Raw genomic sequence first — 16,310 nt, 5'->3', positions numbered from 1 at the left:
ACGACCTTTTTGTATAGGCCTGACGTCAATCGGCAGTCATGAAATGTGGTTTTCTTTGCCGATTATTTTCCTATATTCATGATTTCCTTAGTAATAAGCAGTATTGTTGATTTCGTAACGTTGATGGATTTCAGCATCTGGCAATACAAATTTTTGTCCATCTTTTTGAAGATATGCTTCGGTCAATTCAAAGTGATCATCAAATTTCAATTTCAACGTGGCAAACTGATTTATTGAAGGTGTACTGATATTATGCGCTCGAGTCCTTCCGGGGAACGCCTGTTGAAATATCTTGTATAACCCGTTTAGTCGAGCATCATCGTATATGATTTTATAATCATTCTGCTCTTGTTCTTCAGTCTTAAATGGATGCAATCTGATGCCCCACCGATTACCCGTTTCTTTGTCTATTAACCATATCTTGATGTAAGTTGGCATCGCCTTCATTGCCTTCTTCTCTTCTTCTACCCTCTCCTTACCGATAGCCGTCCAGCGCTCCGTATTAGCGAATTCCATATAGTATTCGCCGTTCCATTCCCCTCCATCGACTTCAACTTCCAAATTCCATGGATATTTCGTTTGCATCTGTTTGTACCACTCCGCACTCACCTTTTTGGGTCCATCTATATAAGTGTGATAGAAATTGGGGTGTTCTTTACGGACGCTGTCTAAGTATTCTTTCCGTTCTTCAAGATTGTGAAAACGTGCGACTCTGTAATACCATATTTCATTGAAATGATGTTTGGCAGCCTCTTCCACAGAAGGCATGATTTCTTTTGCCTGCCAGGACATCAATTCCTTGCGAATAAATACATTGGTAAGGTTCAGCGTCACCCAGCCGTCAGGAGCAACAGCCAATTCAAAATCATTGGGAGATTCATATTGCGGAGTTTCTGTGTCCTCTACTGCATTATTGAATACCCTGTAACTTTTTGCCATCATAGGACGTATCTTGTCGGTTGGAAGGGCTTCATCCAACTGATAAAATTTATTTTCAAACTGAGAGGAATAGGTAAAAGTCAGCCTTTCGGGAAGTAAATCAAACTCTGCCGTTCTTCCCAAATACCCTCCTCTTCCCCATATAGAACCCGTACCAAAGAAATTTCGCAATACTGTTCCGTTCTGCAAATAAAAATCAGAACTGTACTTATTTGATACATCTATTGCTTCTGCATCCAATGTTAAATATGAAGAATTTTCTGGTGTGGCGTTAACCAATATTGCATCTGCCATCGTAATTCCCCAAACCATGCCTTCTCCCTGTTCGGGATTGCTGTTGCCTTCAATCATTCTGTTTAATCCTGTATTTGCCAATGCAATACTGAGATAGCCTGCTGCTACTATTCCTAAAAGGATATTTGTTTTCTTGTGTTTCATTCAGACGACCTGTTGACTAATCTATTGATTCCAATATAGATAAGAGTTAATGATTTCCATCCAATATCTGTAAATTACCCAGCCATTGAGCAAAATAAAAATAACTGCGCAATATTTCCAATGATGGTTTTGATACATTCTGATGATGCAGTAGGCATTGATAATTAGAAAAAACGCATATTTGCCAATTTCTTCCCAAAATACTTGAAGCGCTAACACCCAATATCCCATATCTCCGCCCGTTTAAATTTTTTCAAGGTTTTCATTATCAAATTTAAAAATTATCTCCATGCTGCTGTTAGCAGTGATTGAACACTATGAGTGAGGTTGTCTGAAAACGATATTTCAGTTTTTCAGACGACCTTTTTCCATCATTTAGACCTGATTGACAGCGTTTGTATGAAAAATAGATGCATTATACATTATTAAACGAAAGGCGATTTCGTTCATATCTATATAAATACTTCATCCAACCCTCTGAAAAACTTTTCAGACGACCTGTAAACCTATATGATTGCACGGCAAGACAAACAAAGGAGCAAACACAATGTCAACAAACGAATACACGCAAATCGGCTGGATAGGCTTGGGTCAAATGGGTAATCCGATGGTAACGCGGCTTTTGAGCTCCGGTATCGAAGTCGGTGTTTATAACCGTTCGCCCGATAAAACCGCCGACCTTGCCAATAAAGGCGCGAAAGTGTACGCAAGCACTATCGATCTTATCCGCGCTTATCCCGTTATTTTTCTGATGGTTTCCGACTTCGCGGCTGTGCGCAATATTTTGAGTGAAGAGGTTCGCAAGGAGCTTGCGGGCAAAATTATTGTCAATATGAGCACTATTGCTCCTTCTGAAAATCTTGCCATTAAAGAATTGGTCGAAGCTGCGGGCGGTCAGTTTGCAGAAGCGCCTGTTTCCGGTTCGGTCGGTCCTGCTACCAACGGTACGTTGCTGATTTTGTTTGGCGGAGAAGAAAGTGTTTTAACGCCTCTGCAAAAAGTGTTTTCCATTGTCGGTAAGCAAACTTTCCATTTCGGTGGGGTAGGGAAAGGTTCGGGCGCAAAACTCGTGCTGAACTCCCTGCTGGGTATTTTCGGCGAAGCATACAGCGAGGCTATGCTGATGGCCCAACAGTTTGGTGTCGATACGGATACCATCATCGAAGCCATCGGTAATTCCGCTATGGATTCGCCTATGTTCCAAACCAAAAAATCGCTGTGGGCAAACCGTGAATTCCCACCTGCCTTCGCACTCAAACACGCTTCCAAAGACCTTAATCTGGCGGTCAAAGAGCTGGAGCAAGCCGGTAAGCCGCTGCCTGCCGTCGAAACCGTTGCTGAAAATTACCGCCAAGCGGTAACGGCAGGTTACGGAGAGCAAGACGTTGCCGGCGTTTATTTGAAATTGGCAGAACGTTAGAAATAGCGTTGTCTCAGAATATGGGCTCAAGGTCGTCTGAAAACAGTATAGAAGTTTTCAGACGACCTTGTTATCGCAGGCAATCATCCCACACTGCTTTAATCAGTTTTCAACTTCACACTAGCTGCACCTCTAAAAAGGATATTTCCCATGACGCAAAATGAAAAACAACACACTAAACCACAAGGCGAGCTTTTGCTGCGCACCGTTGCCATGCCGCGCGACACTAATCCCAATCAAGATATTTTCGGCGGCTGGATTATGTCGCAAATGGATTTGGGCGGCGGTATTTTGGCGGCGGAAATCGCACAAGGCCGTATTGTCACCGTAGCTGTTCAGGAAATGAATTTCATCCGTCCTGTGAAAGTGGGGAATGTCGTCTGTTGCTACGGCCGCTGCGTGAGCGTGGGTAATACTTCGTTGCAACTGAAAATCGAGGTTTGGGTAAAAACATTGATGAACGATCATCTTACTGAGGATCGTCAACTCGTGACAGAGGCTGTCTTCACTTATGTCGCCATTGATAGTGAAGGTAACAAACGCCCGATTCCGAAAGAGGGTAACCCAAAACTGGAAGGTTTGATTTAAGCAAAAGGTCGTCTGAAAACGGATTTCAGACGACCTTTTTAATTTGACATTGAGATGAAACGTTATAGTGGATTAAATTTAAATCAGGACAAGGCGACGAAGCCGCAGACAGTACAGATAGTACGGAACCGATTCACTTGGTGCTTCAGCACCTTAGAGAATCGTTCTCTTTGAGCTAAGGCGAGGCAACGCCGTACTGGTTTAAAGTTAATCCACTATATTATTCACTAAAAACTTTCTCTTTAAGGAGGCGTAGTGATGATGCGGGGAAAATTGAATTTTATGGCAAATAAAAAGTCGTCTGAAAATTTCAGACGACTTTTTCATGAAGAGTAATCTTAACTGCCGATTAATTTCAAACGTTGACCGGGTGTCACGCCATTGGTATTTCGATTCCAGCGGCGGATATCGTTTACATCTACGTTGAATCGGTTGGCGATGGTATTTAAAGTGTCGCCTCTGCGAACGGTATAAGAAACGTTTCGGATGCTGTTTCGAGTTTTGGCGGGCGCTGCGGTCACACGCAACAGCTGGCCTTTACGGATGTTATTGCCTTTGATGTTGTTGGCAATAATCAAGTCAGCAACGCTCAAATTGTAACGACGAGAGATATTAAACAGCGTATCGCCATCGGCTACACGGTGCATGCCCGCACCTGCGGTTTGAGATTGCTGCTGATTGCCCGCACGGGCCAAACGTGCCTCAGTGCGGCTTTGTTGTTTGGCGGTATTGGCGGCAATACGCTCGCTACGCGCTTTGACTGCGTCAGATGCGATATTGTGTTCGCTGGAGGCTTGCGCGACTGCTACATTTTCAGTTTGAGTACGAAGATTTGAATCTACCAACGCCATCAGTTCATCGGCTGTTTCAGCAGCTTGTGTCGGAGCAGCTTGAGCAGTAGTCAGCTCAGTAGTTGTATTTGCGACAGTTTGCTCGACAACGGCAGGCTTGCTTTCAGCTTGAGACAATTGGGCAAACACTTCAGGAATACGCTCTTCTTTGACATTTGCCGATGCCAAATCTGCTGAAGAGTTGGTTTGAACGGTGGTTGCAGGTGTGGTTGTGATGTCTGCTTTGGCAACGGTAGTAGGAGTTGCAGAGGCAATTTTGCTTTCTCCGCCAACAGGAGCTGATTGAGCGACAGCAGTTTCGGATACTGCTTTTTTGCCAAGGGCTACATAATCTGTTGGTACTGCTGCAACGGGTTTAATGTTGGCAAAATCCATTGTAGGAATATTTGCTTTTGCCGTTTTAATAGGTGCCATTTCCGGCATATTGGAACGGTAAGTATCCGGTCTGTTATCAACATCGATGAATGAGAGTGTATCAGGTGTCGCCGAATTCGCTGCTTTATTCTTGGCTACCAAAATACTGCGGTCGGAAGACAGGGAGTTATTTCCCAAGCCGTTCAGTCGTTTGATTTCGGCAACGCTCATACCGGTTTCTGCTGCGATGGCGTTCAAGCTGGTATTGTTTCGGGATGTGTATACGTTCCAAGACAACAAAGTATCGGGATTCGCGTTTCGGTAGTTTTTCTCGAAAGAAGCCACAGAATCAACAGGCAGCAACAGGCGACGATTGTTTTTCGGGATGAATACAGGCGCATTGAATCCCGGATTGAGTGTCAGCAATTCGCTTTCGCTGATGTTGGCGAAGCGGGCGATAGTGCTGTTGTCAATCGGCTTGTCGATGCTCAGGGATTTGAAATACGGCTGATTGTTGATTTCGGTGATATTCATGCCGAAAGTTTGTGGGTTGGCAACGATATTGCGTACGGCCAAGAGTTTGGGAACGTAATTCCGTGTTTCGTCAGGCATGCGCAGATTTTCGTAAATCGGCTCCAAACCTTGCGCGCGCGCACGATTGACGGCACGGCCGACATTACCTTCGCCCCAGTTGTAGGCAGCCAGTGCAAGGGACCAGTCGCCGAATAATCCGTGCAGGTATTGCAGGTAATTCAATGCTGCGTCAGTTGCTGCGTAGACATCGTGACGGCCATCATACAAAGGGGTTTTTTCCAAGCCGTAGTGGCGACCCGTTGCAGGCATAAACTGCCACAGACCGGATGCGCCGACATGTGATTTTGCTTTGGTAACGAATGCGCTTTCGATAAACGGCAGCAATGCGATTTCGGCAGGCATATTGCGTTTTCTGACTTCGTTGGCAATATGGTACATATAGGGTTTGCTGCGGGTAATGGTGCGGTCGAAGTAGGCACTATTGGCAGCGAATTTGCTCTCATGGCGGCGAACAAGTTCGGAATTGACCTCGTTCATACGGAAATCCTTGCGCAACGATGCCCAAAGGCTGCCCGTTCCGAAAGTTTGCGCTTTGGCTTGATCCAAAAGAGAGGAATTGAGGCGCATCATTGCCATACCTACTTGATCTGGTGTGGCATTTTGAGCGTATGCTGCGCCGGAAGCAGCGGATAAACTTGAAATGGTAAGTGCGATGGTTTTCAGTTTTGCCATGATGAATCAATAATTATCAATGATATAAGGTTAAATTTAGTCTACCCGATGGTACTGTTTGAAGATGTAGCCGTCAAGGTAAAGGGGGTGAAATTTACATATGCTTGGGTCTTAATGTTAAAATCTGTGGCATAAATACGGCGATTGCATTGTATTTTTCTATCGGACAGTAGAAATGAACGCATGAAACAGTTAATAGGGTAACGACTATGGATGTATGGTTTGAAGATACGGCTATGGGGCGTTATGTTGCTCAGAACGAAGCTGCTTTTTTTGAGCGGCATTTGCAATATTTTGACGGACAGACCGTTGTCCAACAAGGCGGTCAATGGTTAAGGTCGTCTGAAAACGTGGTTGCCGTACCCCGTGATGTATTGATGACGGCGGACGCTATGGCTTGGGAGAGTCATTCTATTGATGTGCTGCTGATGCCGCACAGTCATGAGACTGCCGCGCTGACGCAAGTGCTGCACGAAGCGTCTAGGGTGTTGAAACCTGAAGGGCGGTTGGTTTTGACGGGGTTTAATCCGAAATCTTTGTGGTTTTTCAGTAAGTGGTTTGATGGAGCGCGTTTGCCTAAAAAGGAGCATTGCCTGACTTTGCCTGCTTTGAAGCAGCGGTTGGCGGATTTGGATTTTGAGGTGGAATTCGGGAAGTTTATGGTGTACCTGCCTGCTGTGAATTCGCAAAAGGGGCTGCGGTTTTGGCGTTTTATGGAGAAGGCGGGGGACAGGTGGTGGCCGCAGTGCGCGGCGGTGTACGGTTTGGTTTTGGTCAAGCGTATGGCGGGGGTGACGCCCTTGCCGGAGTTTGAAAAAATATTGGGAACGCAGACGGTGGCTTTGGGCGCGGCGCGGATTTCGGATTGAGAAATTTTGTGTTGGGTAAAACCGGCATGACTGTTTTCAGACGACCTTTTGAGGCCGAACATTTGAAAACGAGAGGTTTGACTCCATAAAAATAGCCTCTTCTATATTTGTCATTCTGCCTTGAATTTGCTGCTTTCTGCCTGTAAAGCTGATTGGTTGCAAATTGTCAGGCCGCTTTGGCATCGGTAGAATCTTAGGTCGTCTGAAAAAGGCGATGTTGATTGTATTAGCTTGAGGATAAAGAAAAATGCCGGAATTGCCTGAAGTGGAAACGACGTTGCGCGGTATCAGCCCGCATATTCAAGGTAAAAAGGTGGCGGATGTCGTGTTGCGCCAAACCAAGCTGCGCTGGCAGGTCAATCCGCAGTTGGCGGAGCTTTTGGCGGGGCAGGAAGTATTGAGTTGTCGTCGGCGGGCGAAATATCTGATTATTGGTTTTGCAACGGGTATTTTATTGATTCATCTGGGCATGTCGGGCAGCTTGCGGATTTTTACGGACGGCGATGCGCGGATTGACCATCCCGACAAACACGACCATGCGGACATTGTGTTTGCGGACGGAACGGTATTGCGCTATCACGACCCGCGTAAGTTCGGCGCGATTTTGTGGTATGAAGGCATTGCCGAGCATCATCCGCTTCTTGAAAAACTGGGCCCCGAGCCGCTTTCAGACGACTTCTCCTCCGATTATCTGTACCAAAAATTTAAAACGCAAAAACGCGCGGTCAAGCTGGCTTTGATGGACAATGCCGTCGTGGTCGGCGTGGGCAATATTTATGCGAACGAAAGCTTGTTTAAATCGGGCATCTCGCCGCACCGCCCTGCGGACAAGGTTAAGAAAAAAGAATGCGCTGTCTTGGTGGAAACGATTAAAGCGGTATTGCAGCGCGCGATTGAAACCGGCGGCAGCACGTTGCGCGACTTCGTCAACAGCGACGGCAAAAGCGGCTATTTCCAGCAGGAATATACGGTGTACGGCAGGCACAACGAACCCTGCGTCCGTTGCGGCGGTTTGGTGCAGAAGGAAGTTTTGGGGCAGCGCGGGACGTTTTATTGTCCGAACTGCCAAAAATAATGTATGAACCTGTTTTCAGACGACCTCTTTGTCATCTGGGTCGTCTGAAAACGTTATTACTATGATTTGATACACATTTAAGACGAAAAGAAAAACAGTTATGCACTCACAAAAAGCCCCGTTTTTTACCCGTTTGGGCAGATTGTTCTGCTTGGCAGGATGGCTGTTCCGAACCGGCAGGCATTTGCGCCGTATCGATGCCGGCAATCCTGCCGAACGCGATTATGCGGTCATCACTCTGGGCAAAGGCGCGCTGGAAGCCTTGGATATCGAATTGGAAATCGGCACGCCACCTGCGGATAATGTGAAGGGTGTTTTGGTGGCGGCAAACCATGTGTCTTGGCTGGATATTTTTGCCATGAGCGCGGTGTATCCGAGCAGCTTTATCGCCAAGCAAGAGATTAAAAACTGGCCGGTCTTGGGCAAAATGGGGCAAAACGCAGGCACGGTGTTTATCAACCGCAATTCCCGCCGCGATGTCGAGCCGATTAACCAAGCCATTTGCGCCGCGTTGAAAGCCGGGCAGAATGTCAGCTTTTTCCCCGAAGCGCGGACTTCTTTGGGCTTGGATATTTTGTCGTTCAAAGCCGCGCTCTTCCAATCCGCCATTGATGCCGACGCGCCTGTTCAGGCGGTTACGCTGCGCTATTATGATGATGCCGGTAAAAGGACGACTGTGCCGTCTTATGCACAAGTCGATTTGGTGCGCTCGCTCTGGCGCATCGTTTCCATGAAAAAACTGCGCATCCGTATCGATTTTGCCGCCCCGATTCGCCCCGGCAAAGACGAAGACCGCTTTATGTTGAAAGACAAAGTAGAAAGCAGCATCCGTGAAGTCGTATTGTCCGACGCACACGATTCCAAAAAATAATTCCAGGCCAGGGGCTTGTTTTCTTTCAGACGACCTCTATTTAAATGAAACGTTCGCAGGTTGGGTTTCATAGCTTCAGATAATTAATATTATTTGAACTATAAATTATACAAATCAAACTCCCTGCGCTAGAATGCACACATTCACTCGTATCATTCCCTAAACCTAAAATTTCAAGGAGATCCAAAATGGCTTTGCAAGATCGTACCGGTCAAAAAGTACCTTCCGTCGTATTCCGTACCCGCGTGGGCGACACTTGGAAAGATGTTTCCACCGATGATTTGTTCAAAGGCAAAAAAGTAGTCGTATTCTCTCTGCCGGGCGCATTTACTCCGACTTGTTCTTCTTCCCACCTGCCACGCTACAACGAATTGTTCGGCGCGTTCAAAGAAAACGGCGTTGACGCAATTTACTGCGTATCTGTAAACGATACTTTCGTGATGAACGCTTGGGCTGCCGAAGAAGAAGCTGACAACATCTACATGATCCCTGATGGCAACGGCGAATTCACCGAAGGCATGGGCATGCTGGTCGGCAAAGAAGACTTGGGCTTCGGCAAACGCTCTTGGCGTTACTCCATGCTGGTTAACGACGGCGTGATTGAAAAAATGTTCATCGAGCCTGAAGAGCCGGGTGATCCTTTCAAAGTGTCTGACGCTGACACTATGTTGAAATTCATCGCTCCTGACTGGAAAGCTCAAGAATCTGTTGCCATCTTCACCAAACCCGGCTGCCAATTCTGCGCTAAAGCTAAAAAAGCTTTGCAAGACAAAGGCCTGTCTTACGAAGAAATCGTATTGGGCAAAGATGCGACCGTTACTTCCGTTCGCGCCATTACCGGCAAGATGACTGCTCCTCAAGTCTTCATCGGCGGCAAATACATCGGCGGCAGCGAAGATTTGGAAGCTTACTTGGCTAAAAACTAATTGCCTGATGCTTAAGACGGTTTGAAAAAGCTGTCTGAACAGAAAAATAGAGTTATTCAGACGATACGCTACACGGTCGTTCTGAATAGCTCTATATTTACAAGTAGAATTTGAGATTATTGTTTTAAATCGAGATTTTAAAAATAGTTATCGATTTTTTATTTTTGATAGTTTATTAAATAGATCGTCTGAAAACCTGATACGCTTCACGCTGATACCGCTTCGGACGCTCAACAAAAAAGGACAAAGATTATGAAAAAAATTCAAGCAGATGTCGTCGTGATTGGCGGCGGTACTGCCGGCATGGGCGCGTTTCGCAATGCCCGTTTACATTCGGATAATGTTTACCTGATTGAAAACAACGTGTTCGGCACGACCTGCGCGCGCGTGGGCTGTATGCCTTCCAAACTCTTGATTGCCGCCGCAGAGGCGCGCCATCACGCATTGCATACCGACCCGTTCGGCGTGCATTTGGACAAAGACAGCATCGTCGTCAACGGCGAAGAAGTGATGCAGCGCGTCAAATCCGAGCGTGACCGTTTTGTCGGCTTTGTTGTTGCCGATGTGGAAGAATGGCCTGCCGACAAGCGCATTATGGGTTCGGCTAAATTTATCGACGAGAATACCGTCCAAATCGACGACCATACCCAAATCACGGCAAAAAGCTTTGTGATTGCTACTGGCTCTCGTCCCGTTATCCTACCGCAGTGGCAGTCTTTGGGCGACCGTTTGATTATCAACGACGACGTTTTTTCATGGGATACGCTGCCTAAGAGCGTTGCCGTGTTCGGACCGGGCGTTATCGGTTTGGAACTGGGTCAGGCATTGCACCGTTTGGGCGTGAAAGTCGAAATTTTCGGCTTGGGCGGCATCATCGGCGGCATTTCCGACCCTGTCGTTTCAGACGAAGCGAAAGCCGTGTTCGGCGAAGAATTGAAACTGCATCTGGATGCTAAAACCGAGGTCAAACTCGATACGGACGGCAATGTAGAGGTTCATTGGGAGCAGGACGGCGAAAAAGGCGTATTTGTTGCCGAATATATGCTGGCAGCCGTAGGCCGCCGTCCGAACGTTGACAATATCGGTTTGGAAAACATCAATATCGAAAAAGACGCGCGCGGCGTACCCGTTGCCGATCCGCTGACCATGCAGACCAGCATTCCGCATATCTTCATCGCGGGCGACGCGTCCAACCAACTGCCGTTGCTGCACGAAGCTGCCGACCAAGGCAAGATTGCCGGCGACAATGCAGGCCGCTACCCGAATATCGGCGGCGGTTTGCGCCGCAGTACCATCGGCGTGGTGTTCACCAATCCGCAAATCGGTTTTATCGGTTTGAAATACGCGCAGGTTGCCGCGCAATACCAACCCGACGAATTTGTCATCGGTGAAGTATCGTTCAAAAACCAAGGCCGCAGCCGCGTGATGTTGGTAAACAAAGGCCATATGCGCCTGTATGCCGAAAAAGCCACCGGCCGCTTCATCGGCGCGGAAATCTTAGGCCCGGCCGCCGAACATTTGGCGCACCTGTTGGCATGGGCGCATCAAATGAAGATGACCGTTCCGCAAATGCTGGATATGCCGTTCTACCATCCCGTTATCGAGGAAGGTCTGCGCACCGCGTTGCGCGATGCCGATGCGAAGTTGAAACAGGCTTGATGGGTTGACTTAATCAGTCTGCTAGAGTGAAAGGTCGTCTGAAAACCTGATTTAAGGTTTTCAGACGACCTTTTTGTCTTTGCGTTGCGAAATAAAATCAGTTGCGGCGTCATTGCTGTGTAATGTGTAGTTCGGATATTTGTATCCGACGAATATTTGATGTTTCTGTTTTCTTTACGTGTTATGGCAGAGGGAGATGTCAGATTCGAGAATCTGACCTACGGCTTGTATCCGACGAATATTTGATGTTTCTATTTTCTTTACGCGTTGTTGCAGATGGAGATGTCAGATTCAAGAATCTGACCTACGGCAGATTTGGTTGCCGAAACGGGAGGTCGTCTGAAAACTCGAATTTGAAGGTAAGAATCCTTTAAATCTTGAGTATTCATTAAAACCTGTTCAGATGGTTGCTATCAGCTGGGTTCTGTATGTTACAGGGCTTGGCTTTTTTCATTTCAAACGGCATTGTCCGCAGTAATCAGGAAAGATTAAAAGGAAAGGGGGGTAATTTTAACCGGCTTTCTAAGCGTTTCTTAAAAATCCATTGCATTTTCGCTCAATCCATTAACATTTAACCTTGTTGGAAACGCAATTTGTTTGTTAGTATTAAGCCATTGCCGTTACGTCCGCATCACGGCGGCGACGGGCAACCTCCAAGACGGACAACCTCCAAATAGAAAGGACACATATCATGGCTAAATTATTGGTCGCTCCGGTATCCGCCGGTTTGGACGTGGCAGCAGCAAGCAAAGCCTTTGCCCAAGCTTTGGGCGCGCAAGTTTTCCAACCGCTCGACGCATCCGCCGAAACCCTGTTGGCGCAAGGCAAAAGCGACGACTGGTTTGACGCTGTGGTCGGCAAAGCCGTCGCACTCAATACCGACAAACTTGTTATCGAAGGCATTGCCCCCGATGCGGACAAACTCTTCCTCTCCGGCAAAAACGTCGAGCTGGCGCTGTCTTTGGATGCAGGCGTAGTCTTGGCATTGCAATCCGACAATGCCGACGCAGCCGAAGCGGCACACCGAATCAACCTTGCCAAACAGCTTTATACCAACGCACCGGGTCTTTTGGAAGGCTTCATTATTGAAGGCGCGGCAGCATCCGTAGGCGAAGAAGTCGCCCGCCTGACCGGACTGACGTTCTACGGCTCAAGCAGCGCGCTCAAAGACGTATCTGCGTTGGCAAAACGCGAAGCCTCCCGCCTTTCTCCCGCTCAATTCCGTTACAACCTGATTGATTTTGCCCGCAAAGCCGATATGCGCATCGTCCTGCCTGAAGGTGCAGAACCGCGTACCGTCGCCGCAGCCGCCATCTGCCACGAAAAAGGCATTGCCCGCTGCGTCTTGCTTGCCAAACGCGAAGAAGTTGAAGCCGTTGCCAAAGAACGCGGCATCAACCTGCCTGACTCTTTGGAAATCGTCGATCCCGCTACATTGATCGAACAATACGTCGAGCCGATGTGCGAATTGCGCAAATCCAAAGGTCTGACCCCTGAAGATGCCCGCAAACAACTGCAAGACACCGTCGTCCTCGGCACCATGATGATGGCGCAAAACGACGTGGACGGCTTGGTATCCGGCGCCGTTCATACTACCGCCAACACCATCCGCCCCGCTTTGCAACTGATTAAAACCGCACCGGGCGCCAGCCTCGTGTCCAGCGTATTCTTCATGCTGCTGCCCAACCAAGTCCTCGTCTTCGGCGACTGCGCGGTCAACCCGAATCCGACACCCGAACAGCTTGCCGATATCGCCATCCAATCCGCCGATACCGCCAAAGCCTTCGGTATTCCGCCAAAAGTTGCCATGATTTCTTACTCTACCATCAACTCAGGCAGCGGCCCTGATGTCGATGCCGTGATTGAAGCGACCAAACTGGCGAAAGAAAAACGCCCGGACTTGGAAATCGACGGCCCGCTGCAATACGATGCGGCTACCGTGCCTGAAATCGGCAAAACCAAAGCCCCTGAAAGCACCGTCGCCGGTCAGGCAACCGTCCTGATTTTCCCAAACCTCAACACCGGCAACTGCACCTACAAAGCCGTACAACGCAGCGCCAACGTCCTGAGCGTCGGCCCTCTGTTGCAAGGTTTGCGCAAACCGGTCAACGACCTCTCCCGCGGCGCATTGGTAGAAGACATCGTCTTCACCATCGCCCTGACAGCGGTTCAGGCAAAACAAATGGCTGGCTGATTACTTGAATTTTTAAAGTAAACACAGGTCGTCTGAAAACTTATCAATAAGGTTTCAGACGACCTTTTTATAGTGGATTAACTTTAAACCAGTACGGCGTCGCCTCGCCTTAGCTCAAAGAGAACGATTCTCTAAGGTGCTGAAGCACCAAGTGAATCGGTTCCGTACTATCTGTACTGTCTGCGGCTTCGGCGCCTTGTCCTGATTTAAAGTTAATCCACTATACATTTTGGCATAACCCAAACAGGTTAAACACAATTCCTTCGTCTGTCTCAATCTTCTTTTCAGCTTTCAAAACGCCGTCCCAAACTCCGTCCCCCGCTTTTCAGACGACCTCCTGCCCGCTATAATACGCTTGCAAATTATTTGCATTATCATTTAATTCAGGAGAAACGCATGAGCACCCGTACCGAACACGACACCATGGGCAATGTCGAAGTCCCGTCCGAAGCCTATTGGGGCGCGCAGACCCAGCGCAGCCGCAACAATTTCAAAATCGGCGGCGAAACCTTGCCGCAGCCGCTGATTTATGCTTTGGCGCTGGTGAAAAAAGCCGCAGCCGCCACCAATGTTTCCCTCGGCAGGATTAAGCCCGAACAGGCGGATTTGATTACGCAGGCGGCGGACGATGTGTTGAACGGCAAGCTCGACGGGCAGTTCCCCTTAGTGGTTTGGCAGACCGGCTCCGGCACGCAGTCCAATATGAACATGAACGAAGTGCTGGCGAACCGCGCCAACGAAATCGCCGGTACGGGTTTGGCGGCGTACCAGCCCGTCCATCCCAACGACCATGTGAACCACGCGCAATCGACCAACGACGCGTTCCCGACCGCCATCCACGTTGCCGCCGCGATTGAAATCAACCGCCACCTTATTCCGGCGGTAAAAGCCCTGCGCGACACGTTGGACAAAAAAGCCAAAGAATTCGCCCCCATCGTCAAAATCGGCCGCACCCATTTGCAGGACGCGACGCCGCTGACTTTGGGACAAGAGTTTTCCGGCTACGTTTCCCAACTCGACCACGGCTTAGGCCGTCTGAACGACGCGCTCAAAGGTTTATACGAACTCGCTTTGGGCGGCACGGCGGTCGGCACGGGTTTGAACAGCCATCCCGAATACGCCGAAAAAGCCGCCGCCAAACTCGCCGAACTGTCCGGCCTGCCGTTTGTCAGCGCGCCGAACAAATTTGAAGCCTTGGGCGGACGCGATGCCGCCGTTGCCGCTTCGGGCGCATTGAAAACGCTGGCGGCAAGCCTGAACAAAATCGCCAACGACATCCGCTGGCTGGCAAGCGGCCCGCGCTGCGGTTTGGGCGAAATCAAAATCCCCGAAAACGAGCCGGGTTCGTCCATCATGCCGGGCAAAGTCAACCCGACCCAATGCGAAGCGATGACCATGGTGTGCTGCCAAGTGTTCGGCAACGACGTCACCATCGGCATGGCGGGCGCGTCGGGTAATTTCGAGCTGAACGTCTATATGCCCGTTATCGCCTACAACCTCTTGCAATCCATCCGCCTGTTGGGCGATGCGTGCAACAGCTTCAACGAAAACTGCGCCGCCGGCATCGAACCCGTACCGGAAAAAATCGACTATTTCCTGCACCATTCCCTGATGCTCGTTACCGCGCTGAACCGCAAAATCGGCTACGAAAACGCCGCTAAAGTCGCCAAAACCGCCTATAAAAACGACAAATCGCTGCGCGAAACCGCCGTTGAGTTGGGCTTGCTGACAGGCGAGGAGTTTGACGAACTGGTCGTCCCCGCCGATATGGTTCATCCGCGCTGATTAAGGGTTTGAAATACGGCAAAGGTCGTCTGAAAATATTTCAGACGACCTTTTTTGATGTTTGAAACCGTCAAACGGCTTTTATTTGTCGTGGCGCACCATTTTCGGCGCGTAGCGTCCGGCGCGTTCTTTGAGGCGTTTGACCAGACCTTCGGTGGTGTTCGGTACGCCGTCGGTACAGAAGGCTTGGTAGAGGACGGCACGCATCTCGTCGTTTTTGTTGAAGGTTGAGCCTATGGGTTTCCATTCGGCTTTGCGCGGCTCGATCCAGCGGCGGTTGACGGTGTCGCCGTAGCCGAACACTTTATAAGACGAGCGTTTGTCTTTGCCGTATGTGAAGGAAGAGCGGGCGCAGAAGAGGCCTTCGACGGTCAGGTTGTCATGGCCTTTGTCGGAACGGACGTTGAGGATGTAGCGGATGCTGCCGTCCGGAGAGGGCATGATTTGCAGGCTGCTGAGGAGGATTTTGGGCTGCTTGCCGTAGTCTTCGCTGACGTAAAGGTCGAACCAGTCGCCGGATTGGGTGTCGGGCAGGGGCGGGAGCGCGGTTTTTTGTTCGGCGAACTCGCGGGCAGCGGCTTCTTCGGGGCTTTCTTTGTAGCGTGTGTTGAAGGGGGTATCTTTTTCGCTGAATCCGGCGGCGTTGACTGCCGTGGCGGCGAGGCAGAGGGTCAGGAGGGCGAGACGGCGCATGGTGTGCTCCAAAGTGAAAAACGGCTTTATTTTATGGGTTCGGCGGGGTGGGGTGCAAGTAAGTACGGTATAATTCATGTTAATCCTGTTAACGGAACATCGGAAAATATGAACGCACACACCTTAGACTTGAAGGGGCTCAGATGCCCTTTGCCGATTTTAAAAACCAAAAAAGCGTTGGCGCAAATGGAGGCAGGCGAAGTCCTGACCGTGTTGGCGACCGACGGCGGCGCGCCCGGCGATTTTGAGGCGTTTTGCCGCCAGACCGGGCATGTCTTGCTCGAATCGCGCGAAGAAGACGGCGTGTTCACGCTGGTCGTGAAACACAAATAGAGGTCGTCTGAAAATGGCGAAACGTCCGATTTCAAGGCTTTTTAACGCC

The 16,310-nt window shown here is 49.2% G+C and carries 13 protein-coding genes; 10 read left to right on the top strand and 3 right to left on the bottom strand.

Features of this window, described 5'->3' with window-relative positions:
* Positions 1-87: 87 nt before the first annotated feature.
* A complete protein-coding gene (locus HMPREF1028_RS04285; RefSeq protein WP_036529079.1) occupies positions 88-1,377 on the bottom strand; it encodes a DUF2931 family protein in 1,290 nt (429 codons plus the stop codon).
* Between the two features lie 547 nt (positions 1,378-1,924).
* Here HMPREF1028_RS04285 and HMPREF1028_RS04275 point away from each other — a divergent pair.
* Together HMPREF1028_RS04275 and yciA are read left to right on the top strand one after the other, a co-directional pair.
* Complete coding sequence (locus HMPREF1028_RS04275; protein ID WP_009311581.1) at positions 1,925-2,797, top strand: NAD(P)-dependent oxidoreductase; 873 nt, start codon at positions 1,925-1,927, stop codon at positions 2,795-2,797.
* 150 nt (positions 2,798-2,947) lie between these two features.
* Positions 2,948-3,385, top strand: a complete 438-nt coding sequence (gene yciA / locus HMPREF1028_RS04270) for an acyl-CoA thioester hydrolase YciA (RefSeq protein ID WP_003759083.1) — start codon at positions 2,948-2,950, stop codon at positions 3,383-3,385.
* A gap of 338 nt (positions 3,386-3,723) precedes the next feature.
* Here the strand turns inward: yciA and HMPREF1028_RS04265 are convergent, their stop codons facing one another.
* A complete protein-coding gene (locus HMPREF1028_RS04265) occupies positions 3,724-5,856 on the bottom strand; it encodes a LysM peptidoglycan-binding domain-containing protein (RefSeq protein ID WP_009311580.1) in 2,133 nt (710 codons plus the stop codon).
* A 209-nt stretch (positions 5,857-6,065) separates the two neighbouring features.
* Here HMPREF1028_RS04265 and HMPREF1028_RS04260 point away from each other — a divergent pair, with 209 nt between their 5' ends.
* The 7 genes from HMPREF1028_RS04260 (at position 6,066) to fumC (ending at position 15,235) form a co-directional block, all read left to right on the top strand.
* Positions 6,066-6,725 carry a methyltransferase domain-containing protein gene (locus HMPREF1028_RS04260; protein ID WP_036529076.1) on the top strand — a complete coding sequence of 220 codons (660 nt, stop codon included), beginning with the start codon at positions 6,066-6,068 and terminating at the stop codon, positions 6,723-6,725.
* Between the two features lie 247 nt (positions 6,726-6,972).
* On the top strand, positions 6,973-7,800 hold the full coding sequence (mutM, locus tag HMPREF1028_RS04255; RefSeq protein ID WP_009311578.1) for a bifunctional DNA-formamidopyrimidine glycosylase/DNA-(apurinic or apyrimidinic site) lyase: 828 nt from the start codon (positions 6,973-6,975) through the stop codon (positions 7,798-7,800).
* 100 nt (positions 7,801-7,900) lie between these two features.
* Entirely contained in the window at positions 7,901-8,671 is a 771-nt protein-coding gene (locus HMPREF1028_RS04250; RefSeq protein WP_009311577.1) for a 1-acylglycerol-3-phosphate O-acyltransferase, read from the top strand.
* A gap of 188 nt (positions 8,672-8,859) precedes the next feature.
* The gene (locus HMPREF1028_RS04245) at positions 8,860-9,597 is read left to right on the top strand and encodes a redoxin family protein (protein ID WP_003759091.1); all 738 of its coding nucleotides are present in this window, start codon (positions 8,860-8,862) and stop codon (positions 9,595-9,597) included.
* Between the two features lie 252 nt (positions 9,598-9,849).
* Positions 9,850-11,256: a dihydrolipoyl dehydrogenase gene (locus HMPREF1028_RS04240; RefSeq protein WP_009311576.1), complete on the top strand. Its 1,407-nt coding sequence runs from the start codon at positions 9,850-9,852 to the stop codon at positions 11,254-11,256.
* Between the two features lie 691 nt (positions 11,257-11,947).
* Positions 11,948-13,450: a phosphate acetyltransferase gene (pta, locus tag HMPREF1028_RS04235; RefSeq protein WP_009311575.1), complete on the top strand. Its 1,503-nt coding sequence runs from the start codon at positions 11,948-11,950 to the stop codon at positions 13,448-13,450.
* A 396-nt stretch (positions 13,451-13,846) separates the two neighbouring features.
* The gene (fumC, locus tag HMPREF1028_RS04230) at positions 13,847-15,235 is read left to right on the top strand and encodes a class II fumarate hydratase (RefSeq protein ID WP_009311574.1); all 1,389 of its coding nucleotides are present in this window, start codon (positions 13,847-13,849) and stop codon (positions 15,233-15,235) included.
* Positions 15,236-15,316: 81 nt separating this feature from the next.
* On the opposite strand, the gene HMPREF1028_RS04225 is transcribed toward fumC, so the two are convergent.
* A complete protein-coding gene (locus HMPREF1028_RS04225; RefSeq protein ID WP_036529159.1) occupies positions 15,317-15,928 on the bottom strand; it encodes a CNP1-like family protein in 612 nt (203 codons plus the stop codon).
* 108 nt (positions 15,929-16,036) lie between these two features.
* Here HMPREF1028_RS04225 and HMPREF1028_RS04220 point away from each other — a divergent pair, with 108 nt between their 5' ends.
* Complete coding sequence (locus HMPREF1028_RS04220) at positions 16,037-16,261, top strand: sulfurtransferase TusA family protein (protein WP_009311572.1); 225 nt, start codon at positions 16,037-16,039, stop codon at positions 16,259-16,261.
* Positions 16,262-16,310 lie beyond the last annotated feature (49 nt).

The organism is Neisseria sp. GT4A_CT1 (assembly GCF_000227275.1).
In the GTDB taxonomy this organism is placed as follows: Bacteria; Pseudomonadota; Gammaproteobacteria; order Burkholderiales; family Neisseriaceae; genus Neisseria.
The sequence above is the reverse complement of the archived record's forward strand: the minus strand, read 5'-3'. Positions and strand labels throughout refer to the sequence as shown.

Excerpts from the sequence above, each read along its gene's own strand:
- HMPREF1028_RS04285 (WP_036529079.1), bottom strand. The coding sequence starts at position 1,377 with ATGAAACACAAGAAAACAAATATCCTTTTAGGAATAGTAGCAGCAGGC.
- HMPREF1028_RS04275 (WP_009311581.1), top strand. The coding sequence starts at position 1,925 with ATGTCAACAAACGAATACACGCAAATCGGCTGGATAGGCTTGGGTCAA.
- yciA (WP_003759083.1), top strand. The coding sequence starts at position 2,948 with ATGACGCAAAATGAAAAACAACACACTAAACCACAAGGCGAGCTTTTG.
- HMPREF1028_RS04265 (WP_009311580.1), bottom strand. The coding sequence starts at position 5,856 with ATGGCAAAACTGAAAACCATCGCACTTACCATTTCAAGTTTATCCGCT.
- HMPREF1028_RS04260 (WP_036529076.1), top strand. The coding sequence starts at position 6,066 with ATGGATGTATGGTTTGAAGATACGGCTATGGGGCGTTATGTTGCTCAG.
- mutM (WP_009311578.1), top strand. The coding sequence starts at position 6,973 with ATGCCGGAATTGCCTGAAGTGGAAACGACGTTGCGCGGTATCAGCCCG.
- HMPREF1028_RS04250 (WP_009311577.1), top strand. The coding sequence starts at position 7,901 with ATGCACTCACAAAAAGCCCCGTTTTTTACCCGTTTGGGCAGATTGTTC.
- HMPREF1028_RS04245 (WP_003759091.1), top strand. The coding sequence starts at position 8,860 with ATGGCTTTGCAAGATCGTACCGGTCAAAAAGTACCTTCCGTCGTATTC.
- HMPREF1028_RS04240 (WP_009311576.1), top strand. The coding sequence starts at position 9,850 with ATGAAAAAAATTCAAGCAGATGTCGTCGTGATTGGCGGCGGTACTGCC.
- pta (WP_009311575.1), top strand. The coding sequence starts at position 11,948 with ATGGCTAAATTATTGGTCGCTCCGGTATCCGCCGGTTTGGACGTGGCA.
- fumC (WP_009311574.1), top strand. The coding sequence starts at position 13,847 with ATGAGCACCCGTACCGAACACGACACCATGGGCAATGTCGAAGTCCCG.
- HMPREF1028_RS04225 (WP_036529159.1), bottom strand. The coding sequence starts at position 15,928 with ATGCGCCGTCTCGCCCTCCTGACCCTCTGCCTCGCCGCCACGGCAGTC.
- HMPREF1028_RS04220 (WP_009311572.1), top strand. The coding sequence starts at position 16,037 with ATGAACGCACACACCTTAGACTTGAAGGGGCTCAGATGCCCTTTGCCG.